The 25196-nt window shown below is 70.8% G+C and carries 22 protein-coding genes; 14 read left to right on the top strand and 8 right to left on the bottom strand.

What is annotated here, in order from left to right:
- Positions 1 to 56: 56 nt before the first annotated feature.
- Both AB6A65_RS06095 and trpS read right to left on the bottom strand, forming a co-directional pair.
- Positions 57 to 920, bottom strand: coding sequence for a branched-chain amino acid aminotransferase (locus AB6A65_RS06095; protein ID WP_371037469.1), 864 nt, complete (start codon positions 918 to 920; stop codon positions 57 to 59).
- 261 nt (positions 921 to 1181) lie between these two features.
- Positions 1182 to 2213 carry a tryptophan--tRNA ligase gene (gene trpS / locus AB6A65_RS06090; protein WP_371037468.1) on the bottom strand — a complete coding sequence of 344 codons (1032 nt, stop codon included), beginning with the start codon at positions 2211 to 2213 and terminating at the stop codon, positions 1182 to 1184.
- 81 nt (positions 2214 to 2294) lie between these two features.
- Here trpS and AB6A65_RS06085 point away from each other — a divergent pair, with 81 nt between their 5' ends.
- Positions 2295 to 2981 (top strand): rhomboid family intramembrane serine protease, encoded by a 687-nt coding sequence (locus AB6A65_RS06085; protein WP_371037467.1) that lies wholly within the window; start codon positions 2295 to 2297, stop codon positions 2979 to 2981.
- Between the two features lie 9 nt (positions 2982 to 2990).
- On the opposite strand, the gene murJ is transcribed toward AB6A65_RS06085, so the two are convergent.
- The 3 genes from murJ to AB6A65_RS06070 are packed head-to-tail and all read right to left on the bottom strand — an operon-like array spanning position 2991 to position 8477.
- Entirely contained in the window at positions 2991 to 4535 is a 1545-nt protein-coding gene (murJ, locus tag AB6A65_RS06080) for a murein biosynthesis integral membrane protein MurJ (protein ID WP_371037466.1), read from the bottom strand.
- A complete protein-coding gene (locus tag AB6A65_RS06075; RefSeq protein WP_371037465.1) occupies positions 4532 to 7312 on the bottom strand; it encodes a [protein-PII] uridylyltransferase in 2781 nt (926 codons plus the stop codon). Before AB6A65_RS06075 ends, murJ begins: the two co-directional genes overlap by 4 nt.
- A complete protein-coding gene (locus tag AB6A65_RS06070; RefSeq protein WP_371037464.1) occupies positions 7299 to 8477 on the bottom strand; it encodes a penicillin-binding protein activator in 1179 nt (392 codons plus the stop codon). Before AB6A65_RS06070 ends, AB6A65_RS06075 begins: the two co-directional genes overlap by 14 nt.
- Before the next feature lie 87 nt (positions 8478 to 8564).
- Here AB6A65_RS06070 and rsmI point away from each other — a divergent pair, with 87 nt between their 5' ends.
- The 4 genes from rsmI (at position 8565) to AB6A65_RS06050 (ending at position 11740) form a co-directional block, all read left to right on the top strand.
- On the top strand, positions 8565 to 9425 hold the full coding sequence (rsmI, locus tag AB6A65_RS06065) for a 16S rRNA (cytidine(1402)-2'-O)-methyltransferase (protein ID WP_371037650.1): 861 nt from the start codon (positions 8565 to 8567) through the stop codon (positions 9423 to 9425).
- Complete coding sequence (locus tag AB6A65_RS06060; protein WP_371037463.1) at positions 9422 to 9811, top strand: YraN family protein; 390 nt, start codon at positions 9422 to 9424, stop codon at positions 9809 to 9811. Before rsmI ends, AB6A65_RS06060 begins: the two co-directional genes overlap by 4 nt.
- Before the next feature lie 85 nt (positions 9812 to 9896).
- On the top strand, positions 9897 to 10841 hold the full coding sequence (gene gshB, locus AB6A65_RS06055; RefSeq protein WP_371037462.1) for a glutathione synthase: 945 nt from the start codon (positions 9897 to 9899) through the stop codon (positions 10839 to 10841).
- Positions 10838 to 11740 carry an alpha/beta hydrolase fold domain-containing protein gene (locus AB6A65_RS06050; RefSeq protein WP_371037461.1) on the top strand — a complete coding sequence of 301 codons (903 nt, stop codon included), beginning with the start codon at positions 10838 to 10840 and terminating at the stop codon, positions 11738 to 11740. Before gshB ends, AB6A65_RS06050 begins: the two co-directional genes overlap by 4 nt.
- Here AB6A65_RS06050 and AB6A65_RS06045 read toward each other — a convergent pair.
- Positions 11710 to 13221 (bottom strand): YifB family Mg chelatase-like AAA ATPase, encoded by a 1512-nt coding sequence (locus AB6A65_RS06045; protein ID WP_371037649.1) that lies wholly within the window; start codon positions 13219 to 13221, stop codon positions 11710 to 11712. The two genes, AB6A65_RS06050 and AB6A65_RS06045, sit on opposite strands and share 31 nt — an antisense overlap.
- Before the next feature lie 266 nt (positions 13222 to 13487).
- Here AB6A65_RS06045 and AB6A65_RS06040 point away from each other — a divergent pair, with 266 nt between their 5' ends.
- From AB6A65_RS06040 to AB6A65_RS06015, 6 genes are all read left to right on the top strand, one after another.
- Entirely contained in the window at positions 13488 to 14366 is an 879-nt protein-coding gene (locus AB6A65_RS06040) for an RNA polymerase factor sigma-32 (RefSeq protein ID WP_371037460.1), read from the top strand.
- A complete protein-coding gene (locus AB6A65_RS06035) occupies positions 14354 to 15163 on the top strand; it encodes a ChaN family lipoprotein (protein ID WP_371037648.1) in 810 nt (269 codons plus the stop codon). The genes AB6A65_RS06040 and AB6A65_RS06035 overlap by 13 nt, the downstream gene beginning before the upstream one ends.
- Positions 15164 to 15325: 162 nt before the next feature.
- The gene (coaBC, locus tag AB6A65_RS06030) at positions 15326 to 16522 is read left to right on the top strand and encodes a bifunctional phosphopantothenoylcysteine decarboxylase/phosphopantothenate--cysteine ligase CoaBC (protein ID WP_371037459.1); all 1197 of its coding nucleotides are present in this window, start codon (positions 15326 to 15328) and stop codon (positions 16520 to 16522) included.
- 67 nt (positions 16523 to 16589) lie between these two features.
- Entirely contained in the window at positions 16590 to 17051 is a 462-nt protein-coding gene (dut, locus tag AB6A65_RS06025) for a dUTP diphosphatase (RefSeq protein ID WP_371037458.1), read from the top strand.
- Positions 17051 to 18130 (top strand): ThiF family adenylyltransferase, encoded by a 1080-nt coding sequence (locus AB6A65_RS06020; protein ID WP_371037457.1) that lies wholly within the window; start codon positions 17051 to 17053, stop codon positions 18128 to 18130. The genes dut and AB6A65_RS06020 overlap by 1 nt, the downstream gene beginning before the upstream one ends.
- 28 nt (positions 18131 to 18158) lie before the next feature.
- On the top strand, positions 18159 to 20180 hold the full coding sequence (locus tag AB6A65_RS06015) for a M3 family metallopeptidase (protein ID WP_371037456.1): 2022 nt from the start codon (positions 18159 to 18161) through the stop codon (positions 20178 to 20180).
- Between the two features lie 58 nt (positions 20181 to 20238).
- On the opposite strand, the gene AB6A65_RS06010 is transcribed toward AB6A65_RS06015, so the two are convergent.
- Positions 20239 to 21228, bottom strand: a complete 990-nt coding sequence (locus tag AB6A65_RS06010) for a TraB/GumN family protein (RefSeq protein ID WP_371037455.1) — start codon at positions 21226 to 21228, stop codon at positions 20239 to 20241.
- A 242-nt stretch (positions 21229 to 21470) separates the two neighbouring features.
- Here AB6A65_RS06010 and groES point away from each other — a divergent pair, with 242 nt between their 5' ends.
- From groES to AB6A65_RS05995, 3 genes are all read left to right on the top strand, one after another.
- The gene (groES, locus tag AB6A65_RS06005; RefSeq protein ID WP_371037454.1) at positions 21471 to 21782 is read left to right on the top strand and encodes a co-chaperone GroES; all 312 of its coding nucleotides are present in this window, start codon (positions 21471 to 21473) and stop codon (positions 21780 to 21782) included.
- A 52-nt stretch (positions 21783 to 21834) separates the two neighbouring features.
- Complete coding sequence (gene groL, locus AB6A65_RS06000; protein WP_371037453.1) at positions 21835 to 23475, top strand: chaperonin GroEL; 1641 nt, start codon at positions 21835 to 21837, stop codon at positions 23473 to 23475.
- Between the two features lie 143 nt (positions 23476 to 23618).
- Entirely contained in the window at positions 23619 to 24743 is a 1125-nt protein-coding gene (locus AB6A65_RS05995; RefSeq protein ID WP_371037452.1) for a hypothetical protein, read from the top strand.
- Here AB6A65_RS05995 and AB6A65_RS05990 read toward each other — a convergent pair.
- Entirely contained in the window at positions 24740 to 25189 is a 450-nt protein-coding gene (locus AB6A65_RS05990) for an NUDIX domain-containing protein (RefSeq protein WP_371037451.1), read from the bottom strand. The two genes, AB6A65_RS05995 and AB6A65_RS05990, sit on opposite strands and share 4 nt — an antisense overlap.
- Between the last annotated feature and the right edge of the window lie 7 nt (positions 25190 to 25196).

Below are 25196 nucleotides of genomic sequence, written 5' to 3'. Positions count from 1 at the left end.
GGCATCATGACGGCTGCGCCGGGGTCAGGCAATGCGTCTGTCCCGGCGCGCGCCCCTCATGCAGAGGACGCTGCCCAGTCCCAGTAGAGCTCGCGCACCCGGCGGGTGACCGGCCCCACCTGGTACCGCGTGTCGTCGAAGGCCGTCACGGGCGTCACCTTCATCAGGTTACCCGACAGGAATACCTCGTCCGCGTTGCGGAAATCGTCGAAGCTCAGCACCGCCTCGCGAACCTCGATCCCGTCGGCGCGCATGTTGGCCATGTGCCGCGCGCGGGTGATCCCCGCGAGGAAGGTGCCGTTGGCGATGGGGGTGAAGGCCACGCCGTCCCGGACCATGAAGACGTTCGCGGTGGCGGCCTCGGCCACGTTGCCGAGCGCGTCGGCCACGAGCGCGTTGCCGAAGCCTTTCGCCCGCGCCTCCGCCAGCATCCGTGCATTGTTCGGATAGAGGCAGCCGGCCTTGGCGTTCACCACGGCGTCCTCCAGCACCGGGCGGCGGAAGCGGGTGGTGGTGAGCGTGGTGGCCGCGTCGGGTGCGGCCATCGGGATCTCCTCCAGCGAGATCGCGAAACCCGTCGCGCCCTTCTTCGGCACGATGCCCAGATAATCGCCCTCGAGCGCCCAGTACATCGGGCGGATGTAGATCGCGGCCTCCTTCGGGTAGGCCCTCAACCCCTCGCGCACGATTTCCACCATGTCCTCGGCGGTGACCGTGGGCTCGATCATCAGCGCCTCGGCGGAGCGGTTCACCCGCGCGCAATGCGCGTCGAGATCGGGCGCGATCCCGTTCACGTAGCGCGCCCCGTCGAAAACCGTCGTGCCGAGCCAGGAGCCGTGGTCGGCGGCCTTCATCACGGGGATGTCGCCGTCATGCCAGCGCCCGTCGAAGTAAGTCCTGATATTCGTGCCGGTGGCCATGGCCAAAAACGCCTCCCCTCGTTCGGATCGCGCGCGACCCTAGGGGCGGCGCCGGAGGAGGTCCAGACCGTAATCACCCCCGGCCGAGGGCAGCCCAGGGCGATCGGGCGCCGGGCGAAGAGGGCGGCACCGGACCGTGGAGCGCGAGGAGGTTGCGCGCTGAAGGCTTCCGGCCGCGGCGGAGGCGAGGCCAGGCCCGCGTCGGAGCGTTTGCGGCGCCGCGCCGGCCCCGGGAGCGCCCGCGCCGCCCGGCGCACGGGATCAGGCGCCGACCATTCCCACGATCTCGTAGGTGCGTTTCAGGATCGGCGCCGCGATGACGCGGGCGTGGGCCGCGCCCTGGGCAAGAATGGCGTCGATCTCCTCGGGCGCTTCCATGAGCCGCGCCATCTCGCCGGAGATGGGGGCGAGCGTCTCGACGGCGAGTTCGGCGAGCGCCGGCTTGAACTCGGAAAACTGCCTGCCGCCGTGTTCGGCCAGCACCGTCTCGACCTCCATGTCGGCGAGCGCCGCGTAGATGTTCACGAGGTTGCGCGCCTCGGGCCGCTCCTCGAGCCCGGCATGGTCCGAGGGCAGGGGCTGCGGATCCGTCCGCGCCTTGCGGATCTTCTGCGAGATCGCGTCGGCGTCGTCGGTGAGGTTGATCCGGGACATGTCGGAGGGATCGGACTTCGACATCTTCTTCGTGCCGTCCCGCAGCGACATCACCCGCGTCGCCGCGCCCTCGATCACAGGCTCGGTGAGCGGGAAGAACTCCACCCCGTAATCGTGGTTGAACTTCGCCGCGATGTCGCGGGTGAGTTCGAGATGCTGCTTCTGGTCCTCGCCCACGGGCACATGGGTCGCGTGGTAGACGAGGATGTCGGCGGCCATCAGCGCGGGGTAGGCGAAGAGGCCCAGGCTCGCCTCCTCCTGGTTCTTGCCGGCCTTGTCCTTCCACTGGGTCATGCGCTTCATCCAGCCCATGCGCGCCACGCAGTTGAAGATCCAGGCAAGCTGCGCGTGCTCGGGCACCTGGCTCTGGTTGAAAAGGACCGATTTCTTCGGGTCGAGCCCCGCGGCGATGAAGCCCGCGCAAAGCTCGCGGGTGGCGCGGGTGAGCTTTCCGGGATCCTGCCAGACGGTGATCGCGTGCATGTCCACCATGCAGTAGATCGTCTCGATCCCCTGGTCCTGCATGTCCACGAAACGCTTCATCGCGCCCAGGTAGTTTCCGAGCGTGAGCCCGCCCGAGGGCTGGATGCCCGAGAACACGCGGGGCGTGAAACCGGCGAGGGGGTCCGCGTCGGGCATCGGAATTCTCCGTCTGGCGTTGGCGTCCGCGGTCGCTTACCCATGGGGGCGAGAGCCGTCAAGAAGCCCGCCGGAGAGCCCATGAGCAGCCCCGACCCCAACGCGCCCGTGAACCCGCTTCCGCCTTTCGTGGTGGCGCTCTTCCTTCTCGTGGTCGGCATCGAGGCCGCCTTCACGCTCGGGGCGCGCGGACTGCTGGGCGGACCCGGCGCGGTGGGCTGGCGCCTCGCGGCGTTCGAGAGCTACGGCCTCAACAGCGAGATGCTGGGCTGGATGATGGCCACCGGGAACTGGCCTGCCGATTTCCTCAAGCGGTTCGTGACCTACCAGTTCGTTCACGGCAGCTTCACCCACGCGCTCTTCGCCGCGGTGATGCTGCTCGCGCTGGGCAAGATGGTGGGCGAGGTCTTCGGCGCCGCGGCGACGCTCGGCGTGTTCTTCGTGTCGGGGCTTGTGGGCGCGCTGGCCTTCAGCCTGTTCGTGCCGGGATCGAACTGGCTCATCGGCGCGTTCCCGGGCGTCTACGGGCTGATCGGCGCCTTCACCTATCTCCTCTGGATGCGGCTCGGGCAGCTGGGCGAGCGGCAGGTGCGCGCCTTCACCCTGATCGGGGTGCTGCTGCTGCTGCAGCTCGTCTTCGGCGTCTTCTTCGGGATGCGCACCGACTGGCTGGCGGACGTGGCGGGGTTCGTCGCGGGGTTCGTCATGTCGTTCTTCGTGAGCCCGGGGGGATGGTCGCGGATCCGGGCGCGCCTGCGCCACGACTGACGCGGACGGTCAGCCGCCCCGGCGCAGCGCGGTGCGCATCTCCGACAGGCGCAGCGCGCCGGTGACGTGGGCCGCGGCGAGGTAGACGAGCGCGCCGCCCGCCACCAGAGCGGCCAGCGCCGCGTAGCGCCAGCCCGGCAGGTAGAGCGCCGCGCCGAGCGCGCGATCCCCGGCGACGAGGGCCGCGCCCATCACGCCCGAGGCCAGCAGGATGCGCCAGAGCCGTGTGGCGAACCGCGCGTCGAAGCGCGCGACCTCGCCCATCGGGCGCGTGCCCGCGACGAGCAGCGCCACCATCACCCAGGCCGCTGCCGAGGTGGCGATCGCCGAGGCGATCCAGCCGATGAAGGGCGCGAGCCCGACCGCGACGACGGCGTTCACCACCATGGCCCAGACCGCGGAGCGGAAGGGCGTGCGCGTGTCCTCGCGCGCGAAATAGCGCGGCTGGAGCACCTTCTGGAGCACGAAGGCGGGCAGGCCCAGCCCGTAGATCGCCACGGCGAGGGCGATGGCCGCGCTGTCCTCGGGACGGGTCGCGCCGCGCTCGAACAGACCCGAGACGATGGGCAGCGGCACCGCCACCAGCGCCACGGCGCAGGGCACGGTGAGTGCGAGCGAGATCTCGCCCGCCCGCGACAGCGCGTGCCGCCCGCCCGTGTCGTCGCCGGCCTTGAGCCGCCGCGAGAGGTCCGGCAGGAGCACGATGCCGATGGCGATGCCCACCACGCCGAGCGGCAGCTGGTAAAGCCGGTCCGCCGCGTAGAGCCAGCCCACCGCGCGGTCGAAGTAGCTTGCCACCTGCTGGCCCACGAGCAGATTGACCTGCACCACGCCCCCGGCGAGCGCGGCGGGGATCGCGATCTTCACCAGGCGGCGGAGTTCCGGTGAAAGGCGCGGGCGCTGGAAGGTCATGGTGAAGCCCGCGCCGCGGGCGGCCCAGCCCACCAGCAGCAGTTGCGCGACGCCCGCCGCCGGGATGGCCCAGATGAGCGCGCGCGCGACATCGCCGCCCAGCCAGTGCGCCCCCGCCATCGCCGAGACGAGGATGACGTTGAGCAGCACCGGCGCCGCCGCGGCGGCGGCGAAGCGCCCCGTCGCGTTCAGCACACCCGAGAGCAGCGCGGCCAGCGAGATGAAGAGGATGTAGGGAAAGGCGATACGCCCGAACTCGACCGACAGACCGAATTCCTCCCGCCCCGCGAAGCCGCTGGCCATGGCCAGGATGAGCCAGGGCATGGCGAGTTGCGCGATCAGGGTGAGGGCGATCAGCACGCTGGCGAGCCCCGCGAAGGCCTCTCGCGCGAAGGCCCGCGCGTCTTCCTCGCCCTCGAGCTTCTTCGAGAACATCGGCACGAAGGCCATGTTGAAGGCGCCCTCGGCGAAGAAGCGGCGGAACATGTTGGGCAGGCGGAAGGCGACGACATAGGCCTCGTAAAGCGGGCCGGTGCCGAGAAAACCCAGGATCAGGACGTCGCGCAGGAAACCGAGGACGCGGCTTGCCAACGTCCACACGCCGACCGTCAGGAACCCCGCCATCAGCCGGATGGGCTTCAAGAATTGGCCCTCTCGACGCCCGCCGTGATCGCCTGGCGCAGCTTCTTCTCCAGCGCCTTCTGCCGCGCCTCGGAATGGAACTTCAGCCCGAACATGTCCTTGACGTAGAAGCTGTCGACCACCTGCTCGCCATAGGTCGCGATCACCGCCGAGGCGATGTAGACGTGGTTGTCGGCCAGAACCCGCGTCAGGTCGTAGAGAAGCCCCGGCCGGTCGCGCGTGTCCACCTCGATGATCGTGTAGATGTCCGACCCGTCATTGTCGAAGGTGATCGAGGTCGGCACCCGGAACGCCTTTTCACGCTTCTTCATGCGGTCGCGCGGCTTCATCGCCTCGCGGGGCACGACCTCGCCCTTGAGGGTTTTCTTGATCGTCCGCTCGAGCCGGGGCAGCCTGTCGGCTTCGTAGGGGCTGCCCTCGGCGTCCTGCACCCAGAAGGCGGCGGTCGCGAAGCCGTCCTTGGTGGTGTAGGTGCGCGCGTCCACCACGTTCGCGCCCACGAGCGCCAGCGCGCCCGCGAGGCGCGAGAAGATGCCGGGATGATCGGCGAGCGCGAAGCAGACCCGCGTCGCGTCCCGGTCCTCGTCGGGGTGCAGGTCGATGCGGATGTCGCTTTCGCCGATGTCGCGCAGAAGCCGCGCGAAGACCTCGTGGGCGGTGACGTGCAGGCCCTGCCAGTAGGCCGGGTAGTGGCGCTGCGTCTCGCGCCGGATCTCGGTCTTGTCCCAGTCCTTGAGGCGCTTGCGCAGCAGCTTCTTGGCCTCCGCGCCGCGGTTCTCGCGGTTGAGCGCCTCCATCCCGTCCTTGAGCGCGCGGCGCGTCTGCCGGTAGAGCGCGCGCAGAAGCGCGGCCTTCCAGTTGTTCCAGGTGCCCGGGCCGACGCCCCGGATGTCGCACACGGTGAGCACCGTCAGAAGGTCGAGCCGCTCCACCGTCTTCACCGCCTTGGCGAAGTCGCGCACCGTGCGCGGATCGGCGATGTCGCGCTTCTGCGCCATGTCGGACATGAGCAGGTGGTAGCGCACCAGCCATTCGACGGTCTCGCATTCGGATTTCTTCAGCCCGAGCCGCGGCGCGATCTTGCGGGCGAGCCGCGCGCCGAGAACGGAGTGATCCTCCTCCCGCCCCTTGCCGATGTCGTGGCAGAGAAGGGCAACGTAGAGAACCCGCCGGTTTATGCCCTTCTCGATGATCTCGGAGGAGACGGGAAGCTCCTCGCCGAGTTCGCCGCGCTCGATCCGGGCGAGGTGGCTGATGCACTGGATGGTGTGTTCGTCCACCGTGTAGTGGTGGTACATGTTGAACTGCATCATCGCCACCACGGGGGCGAATTCGGGGATGAAGGCGGCCAGCACGCCGAGCTCGTTCATCCGCCTGAGCGCGCGTTCGGGATTGCCGTGCTTGAGCAGAAGATCGACGAAGATGCGCCGGGCCTCCCGGTCGCGGCGCATCCCGTCGTCGATCAGGTGGAGGTTGGCGCGCACGAGGCGCATCGCGTCCGGGTGGATCAGAAGCCCCGTGCGCAGCCCTTCCTCGAAAAGCCGCAGGATGTTGAGCTTGTCGTCGAGGAAGGTGGCGTCGTCCGCGATCGCGAGGCGGCCGTGGACCACCTCGTAGCCCGGCTTGGTCCTGGGGGTGCGGCGGAAGATGCGCTCCAGAAGCGGCGTCCCGCGGGAATGGTCCGCCTCGAGCGCGGTGAGGAAGATCCGCGTCAGATCGCCCACGGCGGTGGCGTGCAGGAAGTAGTCCTGCATGAAATGCTCCACCGCGCGACGTCCGGCGCGGTCGGCGTAGCCCAGGCGCTCTGCCACCTCGACCTGAAGGTCGAAGGTGAGTTGCTCCACCGCGCGTCCGGCAAGCAGGTGCATGTGGCAGCGCACCGCCCAGAGGAAGGCCTCGGCACGGGCGAAGCGCTGGTATTCCTCGGGCCGGAACACGCCGATGGGCACGAGATCCGCGGCATCGTCGACGTGGTGGACGTATTTCGCGATCCAGTAGAGCGATTGCAGGTCACGCAGCCCGCCCTTGCCCTCCTTCACGTTGGGCTCGACCATGTAACGCTGGCCCTGCTTCTTGTGGCGCGCGTCGCGCTCGGAAAGCTTGGCCTCGATGAACGCGCGCTCGCTGCCCGCGAAAAGCTCGGCCTCGAGCCGGGTTTCCAGGGTGGCGGCAAGCGACCGCTCGCCGCAGAGAAAGCGGCTTTCCAGAAGCGCGGTCCGGATCGTGAAATCCTCTCCGCCGAGCTTGAGGCAGTCCTTCACCGTGCGGGTGGCGTGGCCCACTTTCAGCTTCAGGTCCCAGAGGATGTAGAGAACGGTCTCGATCACCTGCTCGCAGAACGGATTGGACCCGCCGGGCGTGAGAAAGAGCAGATCCACGTCCGAGAAGGGTGCCATCTCGCCCCGCCCGTAGCCACCGACGCCGAGAACGGCCATGCCCGGGGTGTCGGGCTTCCCTTCGGGCGGGGGCACCAGCCGCTCCGCCGCGAGCCGCCATGTGGTCCGCACGATCTCGTCGGTGAGGTGGGCGTAGGCGCGTACGGCCGCCCGCGCCTCGAAGGGGCGCGCCACGAGGGCCTCCGCGATCGCGTCCCGCCCGCGCGCCCGCGCCTCGCGCAGGATGGTCACGGCCTGCGCACGGGGATCGTCCGCCTCCGCCGACGCGGAAAGCGCCGCCTGCACCGCCCTCGCGTCGAAGATCGCGTCGGGCGGACAGATCAGCGCGTCGGGTGCGGGCCGTTCGGCGGCGGGTGCGAGCGCGGCCTCAGGACCCGGCACCGGCGAAACTTCTCGGGGCGGGGTCGAGGATGACCACCTGCCGGTCGCGGATCGTCGCCACGGCAAGGGCGCGCTCGTTGGTGCCGTCGGGGCGCAGGCGGAAGGCACCGCCGGTCCCCGCGAAGCCCCGCGAGCGGGTGAAGCTCTGCGGGCTCAGCGCGTCGCGGCTGCCGCTTCGGGCAAGCGCGCCGATGGCGGCGATGCCGTCATAGGCGAGGCCCGCCAGCGGATGCGGCGCTTCGCCGTTCGCGGCCTGGTAACGGGCGCGGAACTGCGCCTGCAGCGCCTCGTCGGGACGGGCGAACCAGCCCCCCTCGAGCCCGGGAAGCTCGAGCGTCTGGGGCGGCACGTCCCACCGCGCGAGACCGATGTATTGCGTCACCTCCGGATCGATGCCGCGTTCGGGGATGAGCTGGGCGAGCAGCGGAAGCGCGCCCGCGGAATTCGAGGTGAGAAACACCGCGTCGGCGTCATTCGCGCGCACGGTCTGCGCGACCTGCGACGCCGCCGAGATCGCGCCCTGCTCGGTGAAGGGAAAGGACACCTCGCCCGCAACGGCGATCCCGTTCGACACCGCGGCCGACCTTATCGCGTTCCGCCCGAACTGCCCCTCGACGTTCGCGGGGTGGACGGTCACGAGGCTCCGCTTGCCCTGCCGCGACGCGTACCGGGCGAGCCGTTCGGCCGTGTTCTCGAAGGTGGGGCCCAGGACGAAAAGATTGCCGCCGGCGATGGAGGTGTTGTTGGAAAAGCTCAGCACCGTCACGCCATCGTCGGCCACCGCCACCGCCGCGGCATTGGCCGCGTCGCCGAAGAGCGGGCCGAGGATCACGGCCGCGCCCTCGTCGGCGGCCTGCTGGGCGACCTGCGCCGCGCGCGCCGAACTGCCGGCCGTGTCGTAGACGCGCAGGTCGATCGTCACGCCGCTCAGATCGGCCACGGCAAGCCGCGCCGCCGCCTCGAGGCTTCGCGCCACACCGGATGCGCCCTCCGAGCTTCGTGGAACGAGAAGCGCCACCGGCACCGGGCGGTCGGGATCGACGGGACGCCCCGTCGCCAGCGGCGCGCCGGGCGCCGTCACGTCGCAGGCGGCGAGCCAGAACAGCGACAGGACGGCGATAAGCCGGGCGGCGGGCTTGCGGGCGGCGCTGAAAACCGAAAACATTGGATCGCTCCCTTGGCGGCGCCTGTCGCGGCGCGCGTGGCGTGGCGTGGCCGATCATAACCACCAGGAAAGGCGGGTCCAGTGTCGATTGGACGGGAAAGCGGGCTGGCGCCGGGACTGTATCTGGTCGCCACGCCCATAGGGAACGCGCGCGACATCACGCTGCGCGCGCTCGACGTGCTGCGCGACGCCGACGTGCTGGCGGCCGAGGACACCCGGAGCCTGCGCAGGCTGATGGAGATCCACGGCCTTGCGCCGGGGGGGCGGACGTTCCTCGCCTACCACGACCACAATGGCGCGAAGATGCGTCCGCGGCTGCTTGCCGAGCTCGCGGCGGGCCGCTCGGTGGCCTATGCCAGCGAGGCGGGAACGCCGCTCGTGGCCGATCCCGGCTACCAGCTGGTGCGCGAGGCGGTGGCCGCGGGCCATGCCGTGACCGCAGCCCCCGGACCCTCGGCGGCGCTCGCTGCGCTCACCGTGGCGGGCCTGCCGACGGACCGTTTCCTTTTCGCGGGCTTCCTGCCGCCCGCGGCGGCGCAGCGGCGCCGGTCGCTGGGCGAACTGGCGCCGGTTCCCGCGACCCTCGTCTTCTACGAATCGCCCCGCCGCCTCGCCGCGATGCTGGCCGACGCGGCGGCGACGCTGGGGCATGATCGCCCCGCGGCGGTCTGCCGGGAACTCACCAAGCGGTTCGAGGAGTGCCGTCGCGCGCCCTTGGGAGAGCTTGCCGAGACGATGGCCGCGACGCCGGTGAAGGGCGAGGTGGTGGTCGTCGTCGGGCGCGGGCGTTCGGAAACCGTTAGCGACTCGGTGCTAGACGAGAAGCTCGAGGCGGCACTCGGCACGATGTCGGTGCGCGACGCGGCCGACACCGTCGCGCGCGAAACCGGCGCGCAGCGCCGGCATGTCTACCAGATGGCGCTCAGGAAGGAGCGGGGCGAACGATGACAGGGCCGGTCCATGCTGCACAGCGCGCGACGCGGGGCGGACGGGCCCATCTTTCCGGACAGGCGGCGGAAGAGGCGGCGGCGCGGCGCTATGCGGGCGCGGGCTGCGCGATCCTCGACCGGCGCTGGCGCGGCGCGGCCGGCGAGATCGATCTGGTGGCACGGGACGGCGCGACGATCGTCTTCGTGGAGGTCAAGCGCGCGGCGAGCCATGCGCGCGCGGCCGAGCGGCTGACCGCGCGCCAGCGCGGACGGCTCTGTGCCGCGGCGGAAGAGTATCTCGGGCGGATGTCGCACGGCCTGCTCACCGAGATGCGGTTCGACGTGGCGCTGGTGAACGGCACGGGCGAGGTCGCGGTGCTCGAGAACGCCTTCGGCGCGGCCTGACCGCGACCGGGCCCGGCACGGGCGTTGCGCCCCGGCGGGGGCTGCGCCATGAAGGGGCGCCGCCACAACGCCGGAGCCGCGCATCATGCGAGTCGCCTTCCAGATGGATCCGATCGGTGCGATCGACATCGACGCCGACAGCACCTTCCGCCTCGCCGAGGAGGCGCAGGCGCGGGGTCATGACCTCTTCTACTACACGCCCGGAACGCTCGCCTACGAGGAGGGTCGGATCACCGCGCGGGGCCAGACGCTACAGGTGCGACGGGTCCGCGGCGATCATGCCGTGCTGGGCGAGATGGAGACCGTGACGCTCGATGAGTTCGACGTCGTCTGGCTGCGCCAGGATCCGCCCTTCGACATGCACTACATCACCACGACCCATTTGCTGCAGCGCCTCGCTCCCGGCACGCTGGTCGTGAACGACCCGTTCTGGGTGCGGAACTTTCCCGAGAAACTCCTCGTGCTGGATTTCCCGGACCTCACCCCGCCCACGGCCATCGCACGGGATCTCGCCACCATCCGCGCCTTCAAGGACCGCCATGGCGACGTGATCCTGAAGCCGCTTTACGGCAATGGCGGGGCGGGCGTCTTCCGCCTCGACAGGAACGACCGGAACCTCTCGGCGCTCTACGAGCTTTTCACCGGCTTCTCGCGCGAGCCGCTCATCGTGCAGAAGTTCCTGCCGGCCGTCTCGGAGGGCGACAAGCGGGTGATCCTGGTCGACGGCGAGGCCGCGGGCGCGATCAACCGCGTGCCCGCGGCGGGCGAGACGCGCTCCAACATGCATGTGGGCGGCCGGGCCGAGCCCGCGGAGCTCTCCGACCGCGACCGGGAGATCTGCGCGGCGATCGGCCCGCTCCTGCGCGAGCGCGGCCAGGTCTTCGTCGGCATCGACGTGATCGGCGGGCATCTGACCGAGATCAACGTGACCTCGCCCACCGGCCTGCAGGAACTGGAGCGTTTCGACGGGGCGAACGTCGCGGCCCGTATCTGGGAGGCGATCGAGGCGCGCCGAGCCGCGGGCCGGTGACGAGCCGGCGGCTCGCCCTTCTTGCGGCCGGGCTTCGCGTGACGGCGAAGCCATGGCTCGCCCGCACCGCGACGCCGGAGCAGGCGGAGCGGGACTTCGAGCGCGCGGCAGCCCTTTTGCGCCAGCCGCCCAACCTGCGCCTGCTGCGCCGCGGCGCGCCGCGGCTCGCGTGGATTTCGGCCGGCCCCTGCGTGCCGCGCCGCGTCGTCCTGTGGTTTCACGGCGGCGCCTATATTGCCGGCAGCGCACGCACGCACGGGGGAATGCTGGGCCGGCTGTCGGCGCTTTCCGGCGTCGAGATCTGCGCGCCTGAATACCGTCTCGCGCAGGAGGCGCCGTTTCCGGCCGCCTTCGAGGACGCCTGCGCGGCATGGGAAGCCCTGGCGGCGCTGGGCTACGCGCCGGATGACATCCTTCTGGGCGGGGACAGTGCGGGGGGCGGGCTTGCGCTGGCGCTCATGGCGCGGCTTTTGCGCGAAGGCGTGCGCCCGCGCGGCCTCCTCGCCTTTTCGCCCTGGACGGACCTGGCGCTCACGGGCCCGTCGCTGGCCGAGAACGCCCTGGCCGATCCGCTGCTGCCGGTCCAACGGATGGAGGAGGTCGTCGAGATCGTGCGCGCGCAGGCGAATCCGCGCGATCCGCGCCTGTCGCCGCTCTACGCGCGGTTCGAGCGTCCTCCGCCGGCGTTCTTCCAGGTGGGCGACACGGAGATCCTGCGCGACGATACCCTGCGCATGGCCGCGGCCCTGCGCGCGGCGGGCGGGGAGGTGGAGACCGGGATCTGGCCGGGCGTGCCCCATGTCTGGCAGATCTTCGACGGCTGGCTGCCCGAGGCGCGCGCCGCGCTGAAAAAAGCCGCGCGCTTCGTTCAGAGTTCCTTCGCCGCGACGATGCGATAGCTCACCGCTTCGGCGACATGCGGCCCGCGCACGTCTGCCGCGCCCTCCAGATCCGCCAGCGTGCGCGCCACGCGAAGGACGCGGTGATAGCCGCGCGCCGACAGCCCGAAGCGTTCCGCCACGCGGACGAGAAGCGCGCGGCCCTCGCTGTCGGGCGTGGCGATCTCTTCGAGCGCCGCGCCCTCCGCGTCCGCGTTCTGCCGCAGCGGGGAACCATCGAAACGCGCCGCCTGGCGCGCGCGCGCCTCGGCCACGCGGGCGGCGACGGGCGCGGTGGGCTCGCCGCGCGCGGGCAGGTCGAGGTCGGCGAAGGCGACCGGTGGGACCTCCACGCGCAGGTCGAACCTGTCCATCAGCGGGCCCGAGATCCGTCCGAGATAGTCCTCTCCGCAATTGGGTGCGCGCGCGCAGGCCCGGGCGGGATCGGTCATGTACCCGCATTTGCAGGGATTTGCCGCCGCGACGAGGAGGAACCGGCAAGGATAGCGCACATGGGCGTTCGCGCGCGACACGGTCACCTCGCCCGTCTCGATCGGCTGCCGGAGCGTCTCCAGCACGGCGCGCGGGAATTCCGGGAACTCGTCCATGAAGAGCACGCCGTTATGCGCGAGGCTGATCTCGCCGGGCTTCGCGCCTTTCCCGCCGCCGACGATGGCGGCCATGGATGCGGTGTGGTGCGGCTCGCGGAAGGGTCGCGTGCGCGAGATGCCGCCTTCCTCCAGAAGTCCCGCGAGCGAGTGGATCATCGAGGTCTCGAGCGCCTCCACCGCCGAGAGCGGCGGCAGCAGACCGGGCATGCGCGCGGCCAGCATCGACTTCCCCGATCCGGGCGTGCCGATCATGATGAGGTGATGCCGTCCCGCGGCGGCGATCTCGAGCGCGCGCTTGGCGCGTTCCTGCCCCTTCACGTCTGCAAGATCGCGGCCCGGGGGCGGGCGGGCGATCTCTCCGGGCTCGGCGGGGCTGAGCGGCGCCTGTCCCGTGAAGTGGCGCACGACGTCGCCCAGGCTTGCCGCCCCGATGACCTGGGCGCCGCCGACCCAGGCTGCCTCCGCCCCCGAGGCGCGCGGACAGAGCAGCGCACGGTGATCCTCCGCGGCGGCGAGCGCGGCCGGCAGCGCCCCGGGCACCGCCATGAGCCGCCCGTCGAGCGCCAGTTCGCCGAGCGCGATCGTGCCATCCGCCGCGTCGGCCGGCACGATCTCGAGCGCGGCGAGCAGCGCCAGGGCTATGGGAAGATCGAAATGCGAGCCCTCCTTGGGCAGGTCGGCGGGGGCGAGATTCACGGTGATGCGTTTGGACGGCAGCGCGATCGCCATCGCCGCGAGCGCGCCGCGAACCCGCTCGCGCGCCTCGCTCACCGCCTTGTCGGGCAGCCCCACGACCGAAAAGGCGGGCAGCCCGGGCGCCACGGCGCACTGCACCTCCACGCGCCGCGCCTCCACGCCTTCGAACGCGACCGTATGGGCCGTGGCCACCATTGCGCCTTCCACGCCGGAAATCCTCGTTAACGAATATGTGAAGACCGGTTTCAAAAGAGTTAACGCGGCCGCGCGCCGGTCGGAAAAGACCCTTGCAACACAAGGCCGCTGCGCCTCCGAGCGGCGGTCAGGGCGCGCGGAGGCGCTGTCCGCCGACGCGGGGCCCAGACAATTGCATGCAACTCGTGCGTGATCCGGTTCGGAGTGGCGTGCGTAATGCTGAACAAAGACAAGTCAACCAAGGCGTCACTGAAAGGGGAGCGATCATGTCCCTTCATACCGAAACTGACACCAGCCTGTCGCGGAAGGCCATGAAGGCCGAACTGCTCGATGCCGAGACCGAGTTGCAGCTGGTCTATGCATGGCGCGACCACCGCGACGAGAAGGCGCTGCACCGCCTGATCACGGCCTACATGCGCCTCGCGATCTCCATGGCCTCCAAGTTCCGCCGCTACGGCGCCCCGATGAACGACCTGATCCAGGAAGCCGGGCTCGGGCTGATGAAGGCCGCCGACAAGTTCGATCCCGACCGGGGCGTGCGGTTCTCCACCTACGCCGTCTGGTGGATCAAGGCCTCGATCCAGGATTACGTGATGCGCAACTGGTCGATGGTGCGCACCGGCTCCACCTCCTCGCAGAAATCGCTGTTCTTCAACATGCGCCGTGTGCAGGCGCGGCTGGAGCGCGAGGCGGCGCAGAACGGGGTGGAACTCGACCGCCACCAGCTGCATCAGCTCATCTCCACGGAGATCGGCGTGCCGCTTGCCGACGTGGAAATGATGGAAGGGCGCCTGTCCGGAAGCGATTTCTCGCTGAACGCCACGCAGTCCGCCGATGACGAGGGGCGCGAGTGGATCGAGACGATCGAGGACGACAGCGCGCAGGCCTCCGACCTCGTCGAGGACAGCCACGACATCGCCCAGCTTCGCGGCTGGCTCGTGGAGGCCTTGCAGGGTCTGAACGAGCGGGAGCGCTTCATCGTGCGGGAGAGGAAACTGCGCGAGGAGCCGCGCACGCTGGAAAGCCTCGGCAACGAGCTCGGCCTGTCGAAGGAGCGTGTGCGCCAGCTCGAGGCGGCGGCGTTCCAGAAGATGCGCCGCGCGCTGGAGACGCAGTCGCGCGAGGTGCACTCATTCCTCGCCTGACGCTCGCCGCGCTCGCCCTTGCGGCCTGGACGGTCCCGGGCGCCGCCGATGAGGCGACGCCCGGGCAACTTGCCCAGCTCCCCCCGGCAGAGCTGCTGATCCTGGGCGAGGTGCACGATAACCCGCGCCACCACGAAACGCAGGCCCGGATCGTGGCACAGGTGGCCCCCGCCGCGCTCGTCTTCGAAATGTTGACGCCCGCGCAGGCCGCGCGGGTGACCCCGGAGTTGCTGGCCGACGAGACCGCCCTGCGAGACGTTCTGGGCTGGGACCAGTCGGGCTGGCCCGACTTCACGATGTATTATCCGATCTTCGCCGCCGCCCCCGAGGCGGCGTTCTACGGTGCCGCGGTGCCACGGGAGGACCTTCGCGGCATCGTGGCGGGCGACGACGCCCTTCCGGAAGATGCCGCGCGCTTCGGGCTCGACCGCCCGCTGCCCGACGATCAGCAGCGCGTGCGGGAGGCCATGCAGATGGCGGCCCACTGCGACGCGCTGCCCGAAGAACTCCTGCCCGGCATGGTGCGCGCGCAACGCGTGCGCGATGCGGCACTGGCCCGCGCAGCCCTCGCCGCGCTCGAGGACACGGGCGGACCGGTGGTGGTGATCACCGGCAACGGTCATGCCCGCACGGATTGGGGCGTGCCGTCGAAGATCGCGCGGGCGGCGCCGGGGGTCGCGGTGCTGTCGCTCGGCCAGCTCGAGGACGCGCCGGCGGAGGGCGAGGCGCCCTACGATCTCTGGGTGGTGACTGAGCCCGTCGACCGGCCGGACCCGTGCGAGGCTTTCGCGGAGTAACGGCGCCGGCCTTGCCTCGGCGCGTCCCCCGTCCGGCCGCGCCGATACCGTCGAAGACCAAGCGGCACAGGGGGGCCGCCGCGAGGCCGAGCGGCTTTCGGCGGCTCCCTTGTCTCGGTCTTCCCGGCACCCTAGAACGAAGCTGGCAGCGCGGGGAACGACATGCTGGCGGGCAAGCGCATCCTTCTGATCATCGGCGGCGGCATCGCGGCCTACAAGGCGCTGGAGACGATCCGACGGCTGCGCGAGGCCGGCGCGTCGGTCACGCCCGTGATGACGCGGGCGGCGGGCGAATTCGTCACGCCGCTTTCCGTGGCCTCGCTGGCCGGCGCGAAGGTCTATACCGAGCTCTTCGACCTGACCGACGAAGCCGAGATGGGCCACATCCAGCTGTCGCGGGTGGCCGACCTCGTCCTGGTCGCACCCGCCACCGCGGACCTGATGGCGAAGATGGCGCAGGGCCATGCGGACGACCTGGCCTCGACCCTGCTGCTGGCCACCGACACGCCGGTGATGATCGCCCCGGCGATGAACGTGCGCATGTGGGAGCATCCCGCGACCCGGCGCAATGCCGAGATGCTTGCCGTGGACGGGGTGCGCCTCCTGGGACCCGAGGAGGGCGGCATGGCCTGCGGCGAATGGGGCCCGGGACGGATGGCCGAGCCTGCCGGGATCGTGGAGGCCGTCCGGTCCGCGCTCGCGGCGGGGCCGCTCGCCGGACGGCGGGTCGTCGGGACTTCGGGGCCCACCCACGAGCCCATCGACCCGGTACGCTACATCGCCAACCGCTCGTCCGGCGCGCAGGGCGCCGCGCTCGCCCGCGCGCTGGCCGCGCTGGGCGCGGAGGTGGTCTTCGTCACCGGGCCCGCGACCGCGCCGCGCCCCGCAGGCGTCGAGGTGGTGGAGGTCGAGACCGCACGGGAGATGCTGGCGGGGGTGGAGGCCGCGCTTCCCGCCGATGCCGCGATCTTAGCCGCCGCGGTGGCCGACTGGCGCGCGGCCGATGCCGCGCGACAGAAGATCAAGAAGGTGCCGGGGGGTGACGCGCCGACGCTCGCCTTCGTGGAGAACCCCGACATCCTGGCGGCGGTCGCCGGGCGCGCGGCCGGGCGCCCCCGTCTCGTTGTGGGGTTCGCGGCCGAGACGACGGATGTGGTGGCGAACGCCACGGTCAAGCGCGCGCGCAAGGGCTGCGACTGGATCGTGGCCAACGACGTGTCGCCGGGCACGGGCATCATGGGCGGGGCCGAGAATGCGGTCACGCTGATCACGGACGCGGGCGCCGAGAGCTGGCCGCGCATGTCGAAGGACGAAGTCGCGCGGCGTCTCGCGGGACGCATCGCCGAGGCGCTGGGGTGACGAAACGCGCCTGCGGCGCGTGCCTCCGGCGGGAGTATTTGAACCAAGAAGAAGGATCGGGAAAGCGATGGTCGTTCTGCGCGTGATGCGCAGCGGGGAAGCCGACCCCGCTGTGCCGCTGCCCGCCTACGCAACGGAAGGCGCCGCGGGCGCGGATCTTCGGGCCAATTTTCCACCCGGAGCGCGCGAGGGCGTGACGCTCGCGCCCGGGGCGCGGGCGCTCGTGCCGACGGGCCTTCGTCTCGAGATCCCGGAGGGCCACGAGGTGCAGATCCGTCCGCGCTCGGGGCTCGCGCTCGGTCACGGCATCACCCTTCCCAACGCGCCGGGCACCATCGACAGCGATTATCGCGGCGATCTGGGCGTGGTTCTCATGAACGCGGGCGAGGCGCCGTTCCACGTCGCGCATGGGGCGCGGATCGCGCAGATGGTCGTGGCGCCGGTGACGCGCGCCCGGTTCGAGCTTGCGACGGCGCTCTCGGCGACAGCGCGCGGCGCGGGGGGCTTCGGCTCCACGGGAGAGCGCTGATGCTTCTGGTTCTCGCGCTCGGCGCCGCGATATGGTGGGCGGGCAAGGCGCTCGGCGTGCCGCGCCAGGCGCGGTTTCTCTTGCTTGGCCTGCTTTATGTCGTGGTGCTCATGGTGCAGGTCGCGCTGCCCCGGGGACATGGGCTGCGCGAGGCGACGGGCGGCTCTCCGGCGCTCTGGCTCATTCTCGGCGGTTTCGTGGCGCTGACGATCGCGTACCGGGCGGTGCTGGCGCGGCTTCGGGCGCGGGCTGGCGGCGGCGTCACGGATGCCGGGTCGGCCGCCTCGCCGGCGCGCCCGGGCGAAGGCCCGATGGGCGAGGCCGAGCTGGAGCGCTATGCCCGCCACATCATGCTTCGCGAGATCGGCGGGCCGGGACAGCAGGCGCTGCGCCAGGCGCGGGTGCTGGTGGTGGGCGCGGGCGGCCTGGGCGCGCCGGCGCTTCAGTATTTGGGCGCGGCCGGGGTGGGCACGCTGGGCGTGATCGACGACGATACGGTGGAAAACGCCAACCTCCAGCGGCAGGTCATCCATCGCGACGCCGATATCGGGATGCCGAAGGTGTTCTCGGCGCAGGCCGCGGTTCAGGCGCAAAACCCCTTCGTCACGGTGCGGCCCTACCGCCGCCGGCTGGACGGGGAGGTCGCGGAGGCGCTTTTCGCAGACTACGACGTGATCCTGGACGGGTCGGACAATTTCGCCACCCGCGAGCTTGTGAACCGCGCCGCCGTGGCGGCGGGAAAGCCGCTCGTCTGGGGCGCTCTCTCGCAGTGGGAGGGGCAGGTTTCGGTCTTCGATCCGGCGGAGGGCGCGCCCTGCTACGCCTGCGTCTTTCCGGAGCGCCCGGCGCCGGGCCTTGCGCCCTCCTGCGCGGAGGCGGGCGTGCTCGGGCCGCTTCCGGGCGTCATAGGCGCGATGATGGCGGTGGAGGGGGTGAAGCTCGTCACCGGCGCGGGGGCGCCGCTGCGCGGGCGGCTCGCGCTTTACGACGCGCTCTGGGGCGAGACGCGGCAGGTGGCGGTCAAGCCGCGCCCGGGCTGCGCCGTCTGCGGGGCTGGCGCCGGCCGCGGACCGGCATAGATCACACTGGACCCGAAGGGAGATTGTGATGACCAATCCGCTGCTCGCGCCGTTCGACACGCCTTACGGCCTGCCGCCCTTCGACCGGATCGAGGATGCGCATTTCGCGCCGGCCCTCGAAGCGGCGCTCGCAGAGGCGCGCGCCGAGATCGAGGCGATCGCGGCGGATCCCGCCCCACCGGATTTCGCCAACACCGTGCAGGCTCTCGAGGGCGCGGGCGGGGCGCTGGACCGGGTGCTCGGCGCCTTCTTCGCGGTGGCGGGCGCGGACGCCACGCCCGCGCGCCAGGCGCTTCAGCGCGACTTCTCGCCGAAGCTCGCCGAGTTCGCCTCGGATCTTTACGGCAACCGCGCGCTCTGGGAGCGGGTGCGCGCGGTGTGGGAGGTGCGCGACACGCTCGACCTCGACGGGCAGGACGCGCGTCTGCTCGAACTCACCCATCGCGGTTTCGTCCGCGCCGGCGCGGCGCTCGAGGGCGCGGCGGCCCGGAGGATGCGCGAGATCAAGAGCCGGCTTGCGGTGCTGGGCACGCAGTTCACGCAGAACCTGCTGGCGGAAGAGGCGGGATGGCGGCTCGATCTTTCCGAGGCGGATCTCGAGGGGCTTCCGGCGTTCGTGGTCGCCGCGGCGCGGGCGGCGGGGGCCGAGGCAGGCGCGCCCGGGCCGGTGGTCACGCTGTCGCGCTCCCTGATCGTGCCCTTCCTGCAATTCTCGCCCCGGCGCGACCTGCGCGAGCGGGCGTGGCGGGCGTGGACCTCGCGGGGCGCCAATGGCGGGGAGACCGACAACCGCGCCATCGCCGCCGAGGTGCTGGCGCTGCGGCAGGAGCGCGCGCGGCTGCTGGGCCATGCGAGCTTCGCCCACTGGAAGCTCGAGACGGAGATGGCGGGCAGTCCCGACCGGGTCCGCGATCTGCTGATGGAGGTGTGGGAGCCTGCGCGGGCACAGGCCGAGGCGGACGCCGCGGCGCTGACCGCGATGATGCACGCGGAAGGGGTGAACGGGGATCTGGAGCCATGGGACTGGCGCCATTACGCCGAGAAACGCCGCCAGGCGGAGCATGAGATCGACGAAGCGGCGCTCAAGCCGTATCTGCGGCTGGAACGCATGATCGAGGCCGCCTTCGACACCGCCGGCCGACTTTTCGGGCTCGAGTTCCGGGAGGTCGATGCGCCGCTCTATCATCCCGATGCCCGGGCCTGGGAGGTCACGCGCGACGGCCGGCACATGGCGCTATTCGTGGCCGATCATTTCGCGCGGGCGACGAAACGCTCCGGCGCCTGGTGCAGCACGATCCACGGCCAGCGCAACTGGCCCGAGGCGCGCCGCGCGGTGGTGGTCAATGTCTGCAACTTGGCGAAGCCGTCGCCCGGCGCGCCCGCGCTGCTGAGCTATGACGACGCGCGCACGCTGTTCCACGAGTTCGGCCACGCGCTGCACCACATCCTCTCGGACGTCCGTTACGGCTCTATGGCGGGCACGTCCGTGGCCCGTGACTTCGTCGAGCTGCCGAGCCAGCTCTTCGAGCACTGGCTCGAGGTGCCCGAGGTTCTGGAGCGTTTCGCCACCCATGCCGAGACCGGCGCGCCGATGCCGCGCGAGATGCTGGAGAAGATGCTCGAGGTGGCGAATTTCGACACGGGCTTCCAGACGGTGGAATACGTCGCCTCGGCGCTCGTCGACCTGGAGCTTCACGCGGGCGACGCGCCAGCAGATCCGATGGTGCGGCAGGCGGACGTGCTGGGTGGGATCGGGATGCCGCGGGCGATCGGGATGCGCCACGCCACGCCCCATTTCGCCCATGTCTTCGCCGGCGACGGCTATTCGGCGGGCTATTACAGCTACATGTGGTCCGAGGTGATGGACGCCGACGCGTTCGAGGCGTTCCGCGAGGCCGGCGGCCCCTTCGACGCGGAGGTCGCGCGGCGGCTCGAGCGCGAGATCCTCTCGGCCGGCGGGGCGGCGGAGGCGGAGGCGCTCTACACCCGGTTTCGCGGTCGGATGCCGGGCGTCGCCGCCCTGCTGCGGGGCCGGGGGCTTGCCGCGTGACGCGGGCCGGCGCCACGAAAGCGGCCCGGGCAAGGCGCCTCGAAGCGCCTTCGCCCGCTCAGAACGGAAGGCGGGCGATGGTGTAGCCTTCGCGCTGCAGAAGGGCCAGAACGCCGGCCTCGCCGAAGAGATGGGCCGCACCGAAGGCGAGGAGGAGCCTGTCGCCCTCGGCCGCCTCGATCACGTCGATCCACGCCCTGTTGCGCTCGTCTAGAAGTCGTGTCTCCATCTCGGCGAAAACGGCGTCGATCTCCTCGGCGGGAAGGTCGAGCGTGCGCCGCGCCACCACCCGCGCCATCTGCCAGCCCTCGGCGTGGGTCTCGTCGAAATAGGCTTCGATGGTGGTGGTGAAGGCGTCCTCGGTCGCCTCCGCGGGCATCATGCCGAGCAGCAGCATCTTCACCTGCTCCTCGAGCGGAGCCTGGCCGAAGAGCGCGAAGAGCGTGTCGACCGGTTCGAGCGAGCGCACCGGCACGCCCCCGGCCCGGGCCGCCTCGATCACGCGGTGGTCGAGGCCGCGCGCGCCCGCGACGATTTCGGGCATGGCGCAAGGCGGGATCGCGAGCTGGAGCGAGAGGTACCAGGGCTGCATCCGCGCCGCCATCGCGGGCGGCAATCCGCGCGCCCGGATCGCGTCCGACAGGGTCTGCCAGGTCGCGTCGTCCATGAACCCCGGAAGCGTCTCGGTGCCCGGCAGCAGCAGGCGCCCCGGGTCGGCCGCGATCTCGGACTGGAGCGCGGCCTCGTCCTCGTCCGACAGCTCGACAAGCACGAGATCGGCCGCCGCCACGGCGGGGGCGAGCCGTTCCATCACCGGATCGAGCCGGGGATCGGACAGGTGGATCGTGCCCACGATGTCGATCACCCGCGCGCCGCGGGTGGCGCGCCACCGGTTGCCTTCGGGGTAGGGGGTGGCCGCGACGGCGCTGGCGAGCGCGGCGCGGTCTTCCGGCGAAAGTGTGCCGCGCAAGTCCTCGCCTGCGCAGCGCGCCGAGGCGGCGCCGGCGCTGAAGAGCACGAGAAGAAGGCTTGCAAGAAGGCGTGTCATGATCGGGCCGGCCGCTGTTGTTGCATCCTGCTCATGTCCCGGATACCCGCCCCGCGGACCGGCGACAACGGCGCCCGGCGTCGCGATGACAAAACCGCGAGGGGGTCGTGAAGAATCCTGCCGGCCCAGGATTGACAGCGCCCGGGCTTGTGTCTATGTCCCGGCTTCTAGCACTCGGGATAGACGAGTGCTAACGCCCCAAGCGAGGGGTAACCGTAACTTTGAGCCAAGGAGACTCAAGGATGGCATTCAAACCGCTTCATGACCGCGTGCTCGTCCGCCGCGTGGAAAGCGACGAAAAGACGGCCGGTGGCCTGATCATTCCCGACAGCGCCAAGGAAAAGCCGCAGGAAGGCGTCGTTGTCGCCGCCGGTGCCGGCGCGCGGGACGACGATGGCGACCGGATCGCCATGGACGTCAAGGAAGGCGATCACATCCTGTTCGGCAAGTGGTCGGGCACCGAGGTGACGATCGATGGCGAGGAACTGCTCATCATGAAGGAGAGCGACATCCTCGGCATCATCGAGGGCAAGTCCGAAGCGAAGGCCGCCTGAGCCACCATCCCGCCCCTGTCTGACTGACAACCGAATACTGGGAGAAGCACACATGTCTGCAAAAGACGTGAAATTCGACACGAATGCCCGCGACAAGATGCTCAAGGGCGTGAACGTCCTCGCCGACGCCGTGAAGGTGACCCTCGGTCCGAAGGGCCGTAACGTGGTGATCGAAAAGTCCTTCGGCGCCCCGCGCATCACCAAGGACGGCGTCACCGTCGCCAAGGAGATCGAGCTCGAGGACAAGTTCGAGAACATGGGCGCGCAGATGGTCAAGGAAGTGGCCTCGCGCACCAATGACGAAGCCGGCGACGGCACCACCACGGCCACCGTTCTGGCCCAGGCCATCGTCAAGGAAGGCATGAAGGCGGTCGCCGCCGGCATGAACCCGATGGACCTCAAGCGCGGCATCGACCTCGCTGTCGAGAAGGTCGTGGCGCACATCAAGAGCGCCGCCCGCAAGGTCGAGAACTCCGACGAGGTCGCGCAGGTCGGCACCATTTCGGCCAACGGCGAGGCCGAGATCGGCCGCCAGATCGCCGACGCGATGCAGAAGGTCGGCAACGAGGGCGTCATCACCGTCGAGGAGAACAAGGGCCTCGAGACCGAGACGGACGTGGTCGAGGGCATGCAGTTCGATCGCGGCTATCTCTCGCCCTACTTCGTGACGAACTCCGAGAAGATGATCGCGGAGCTCGACGACTGCCTCATCCTGCTGCACGAGAAGAAGCTCTCGTCGCTCCAGCCGATGGTGCCGCTGCTCGAGCAGGTGATCCAGTCGCAGAAGCCGCTCCTCATCATCGCCGAGGACGTGGAAGGCGAGGCGCTGGCCACGCTCGTGGTCAACAAGCTGCGCGGCGGCCTGAAGATCGCGGCCGTCAAGGCGCCCGGCTTCGGCGATCGCCGCAAGGCCATGCTGCAGGACATCGCGATCCTGACCGGCGGCCAGGTGATCTCGGAAGATCTCGGCATGAAGCTCGAGAACGTCACGATGGACATGCTCGGCTCGGCCAAGACGGTCAACATCACCAAGGACGAGACCACCATCGTCGACGGCCACGGCGAGAAGTCCGAGATCGAGGCCCGCGTCACCCAGATCCGTCAGCAGATCGAGGAGACCACCTCGGACTACGACCGCGAGAAGCTGCAGGAGCGGGTGGCCAAGCTCGCCGGCGGCGTGGCGGTCATCCGCGTGGGCGGCATGACCGAGGTCGAGGTGAAGGAGCGCAAGGACCGCGTCGACGACGCGCTGAACGCGACCCGCGCCGCGGTGCAGGAAGGCATCGTCGTGGGCGGGGGCGTGTCCCTCGTTCAGGGCGCCAAGTCGCTCGAGGGCGTCACCGGCGCGAACCCCGACCAGAATGCCGGGATCGCGATCGTGCGCCGCGCGCTCGAAGCGCCGCTGCGCCAGATCGCGGAGAACGCGGGCGTCGACGGCTCGGTCGTGGCGGGCAAGATCCGCGAGACCGATGACCTCAAGTTCGGCTACAACGCCCAGACCGACGAGTACGGCGACATGTTCAAGTTCGGCGTGATCGACCCCGCGAAGGTCGTCCGCACCGCGCTTCAGGATGCCGGATCCGTGGCAGGTCTGCTGATCACCACCGAGGCGATGGTGGCCGACAAGCCGCAGAAGGAAGGTGCCGGCGCCGGTGGCGGCGGTGGCATGCCCGACATGGGCGGCATGATGTAAGCTTCCGGGCAACCGGAAACGCGAGGGGAGGGGCCGCCGGCGTGCGGCCCCTTTTCCGTTGGGCGGGATCGTCGACGCGACGCATTTCCGCCGGCCCGTCTCTGGCCTAGCCTCCGGGCGAATACCGAATCGGGGAGAGGTCCATGCGCCGCCATCTGATCATTCTGACCCTGTGGCTCTGCGCCGCGGCGGGGGCCGCCCCGGCCGCCGATGTGGGGCTCGACATTGCCGGCGACCGGTTCCGCGCCGCGGCCGTGGCGGTTCACGAAGGCGCGCCGGCCGACGACGTGCTGATGGCGGGCGAGGCGGTGCGCGTTCTGGCCGACGTGGCGGGCGACGCGCTCCTGGCCGCGCGGCGGCTCGACATCGACGCCCCCGTGGCGGGCGATCTCTATGCCGCGGCGATGGATGTCGCGGTGCGCGCGGCCGTGGGCGGCGATGCCACGGTCTTCGGCTACGACGTGACGCTCGGCGCGGTCGGGGGCGATCTGCGTGCCTCTGGCGCGCGGGTGTCGCTTCTGGGCGATGTCGGCGGCTACGCGCTTGTCGCCGCGGACGACCTGCGCGTGGAGGGCGTGATCTCGGGCCCCGCGCACCTAAGCGCCAAGGATGCGAGTTTCGGGCCGGGCGCGCGCATCGACGGCCCGCTGGTGCTTTACGAGAGCCGCCCGGGGCGGATCCGGGTGCCCGAAAGCGTCGTCCCCGAGGACCGGATCGAGCGCCGCACCCGGTCCGAGTTCGAGGCCGAAACCCGCCCGATCCGGGGCCCCACGCTGGGCGAGGTGGTGGCGGGCTTCCTGATTGGCGTGGCCGCGGTGGCGCTTCTTGCCACGCTGGCCGCGGCGCTCGCGCCCGCGACGATGGCGGCGCTGCGCGCGCGCATCCTCGCCCGGCCCTTCGCATCGCTCTGGCAGGGGTTTCTGGCGCAGTCGGTGGTGATCGGCGGCGGGCTGGTCGTCGCGCTGACGCTGATCGGGCTGCTGGTCACGCCGGTCGCGTTCCTCGTCGCGGTGCTGGGCGGGGTCGCTGGCTATGTCGTCGGCGCCTATGCCCTCGGCGTCGGGCTTCTCGGGGCCGCGGGCCGGTCCGAGCCCGCGACGCTTCTCCAGCGCGCGCTCGCCGCGTCGACGGGGGCGGTGGTGGCCGCGCTCGTCGGGCTAATCCCGTTCGTGGGCTGGCTCTTCGTGCTGGCGCTCGCGCTCACCGGCGCGGGGGCGATCGCCGCGCGGATCGTCGGGCCGCGCTTCTTCGCTGCGCCGGCCGGCTAGCGGCAGATCGTCTCCAGCGGGTCGTAAAGCGCCCGCGCGTCGCCCCAGGCGGCCTCGGGCAGGCTGTCGGGCTTGTAGCGCAGGCCGGCCATCTCCGCGCGCGTGACGAAGCGGCGCTCCGTCACGATCCCCTCGGGATCGCGCCAGTCGGACGCGAGCGTGCCGGACAGAAGCCGGCAGCGGAAGAAGACCTCGACCTGGTGGTAGCCGCTTTCGGGGTCGTGGAACTCGTTGACGAGGCAGGGCGGGCCGACCGAGACGGCGAGACCCGTCTCCTCGTGCACCTCCCGGCGCAGCGTGGCGGTGAGCGCCTCGCCGCGCGAGACGCCCCCGCCCGGCGCGGCCCAGAGGTCGGACTGCCCCGAGGGCCAGGCGTTCACGAGCAGAAGTCGGTCCTCGTGCAGCACGATCGCGCGCACGGCAAGGCGGGGCGAGGGATCGGTCATGGCGCGC

Source organism: Rhodosalinus sp. FB01 (assembly GCF_041365715.1).
Taxonomy (GTDB): Bacteria; Pseudomonadota; Alphaproteobacteria; order Rhodobacterales; family Rhodobacteraceae; genus Rhodosalinus.
Note: the sequence above shows the minus strand (reverse complement) of the source record. Positions and strands in the feature narration are given on the sequence as shown.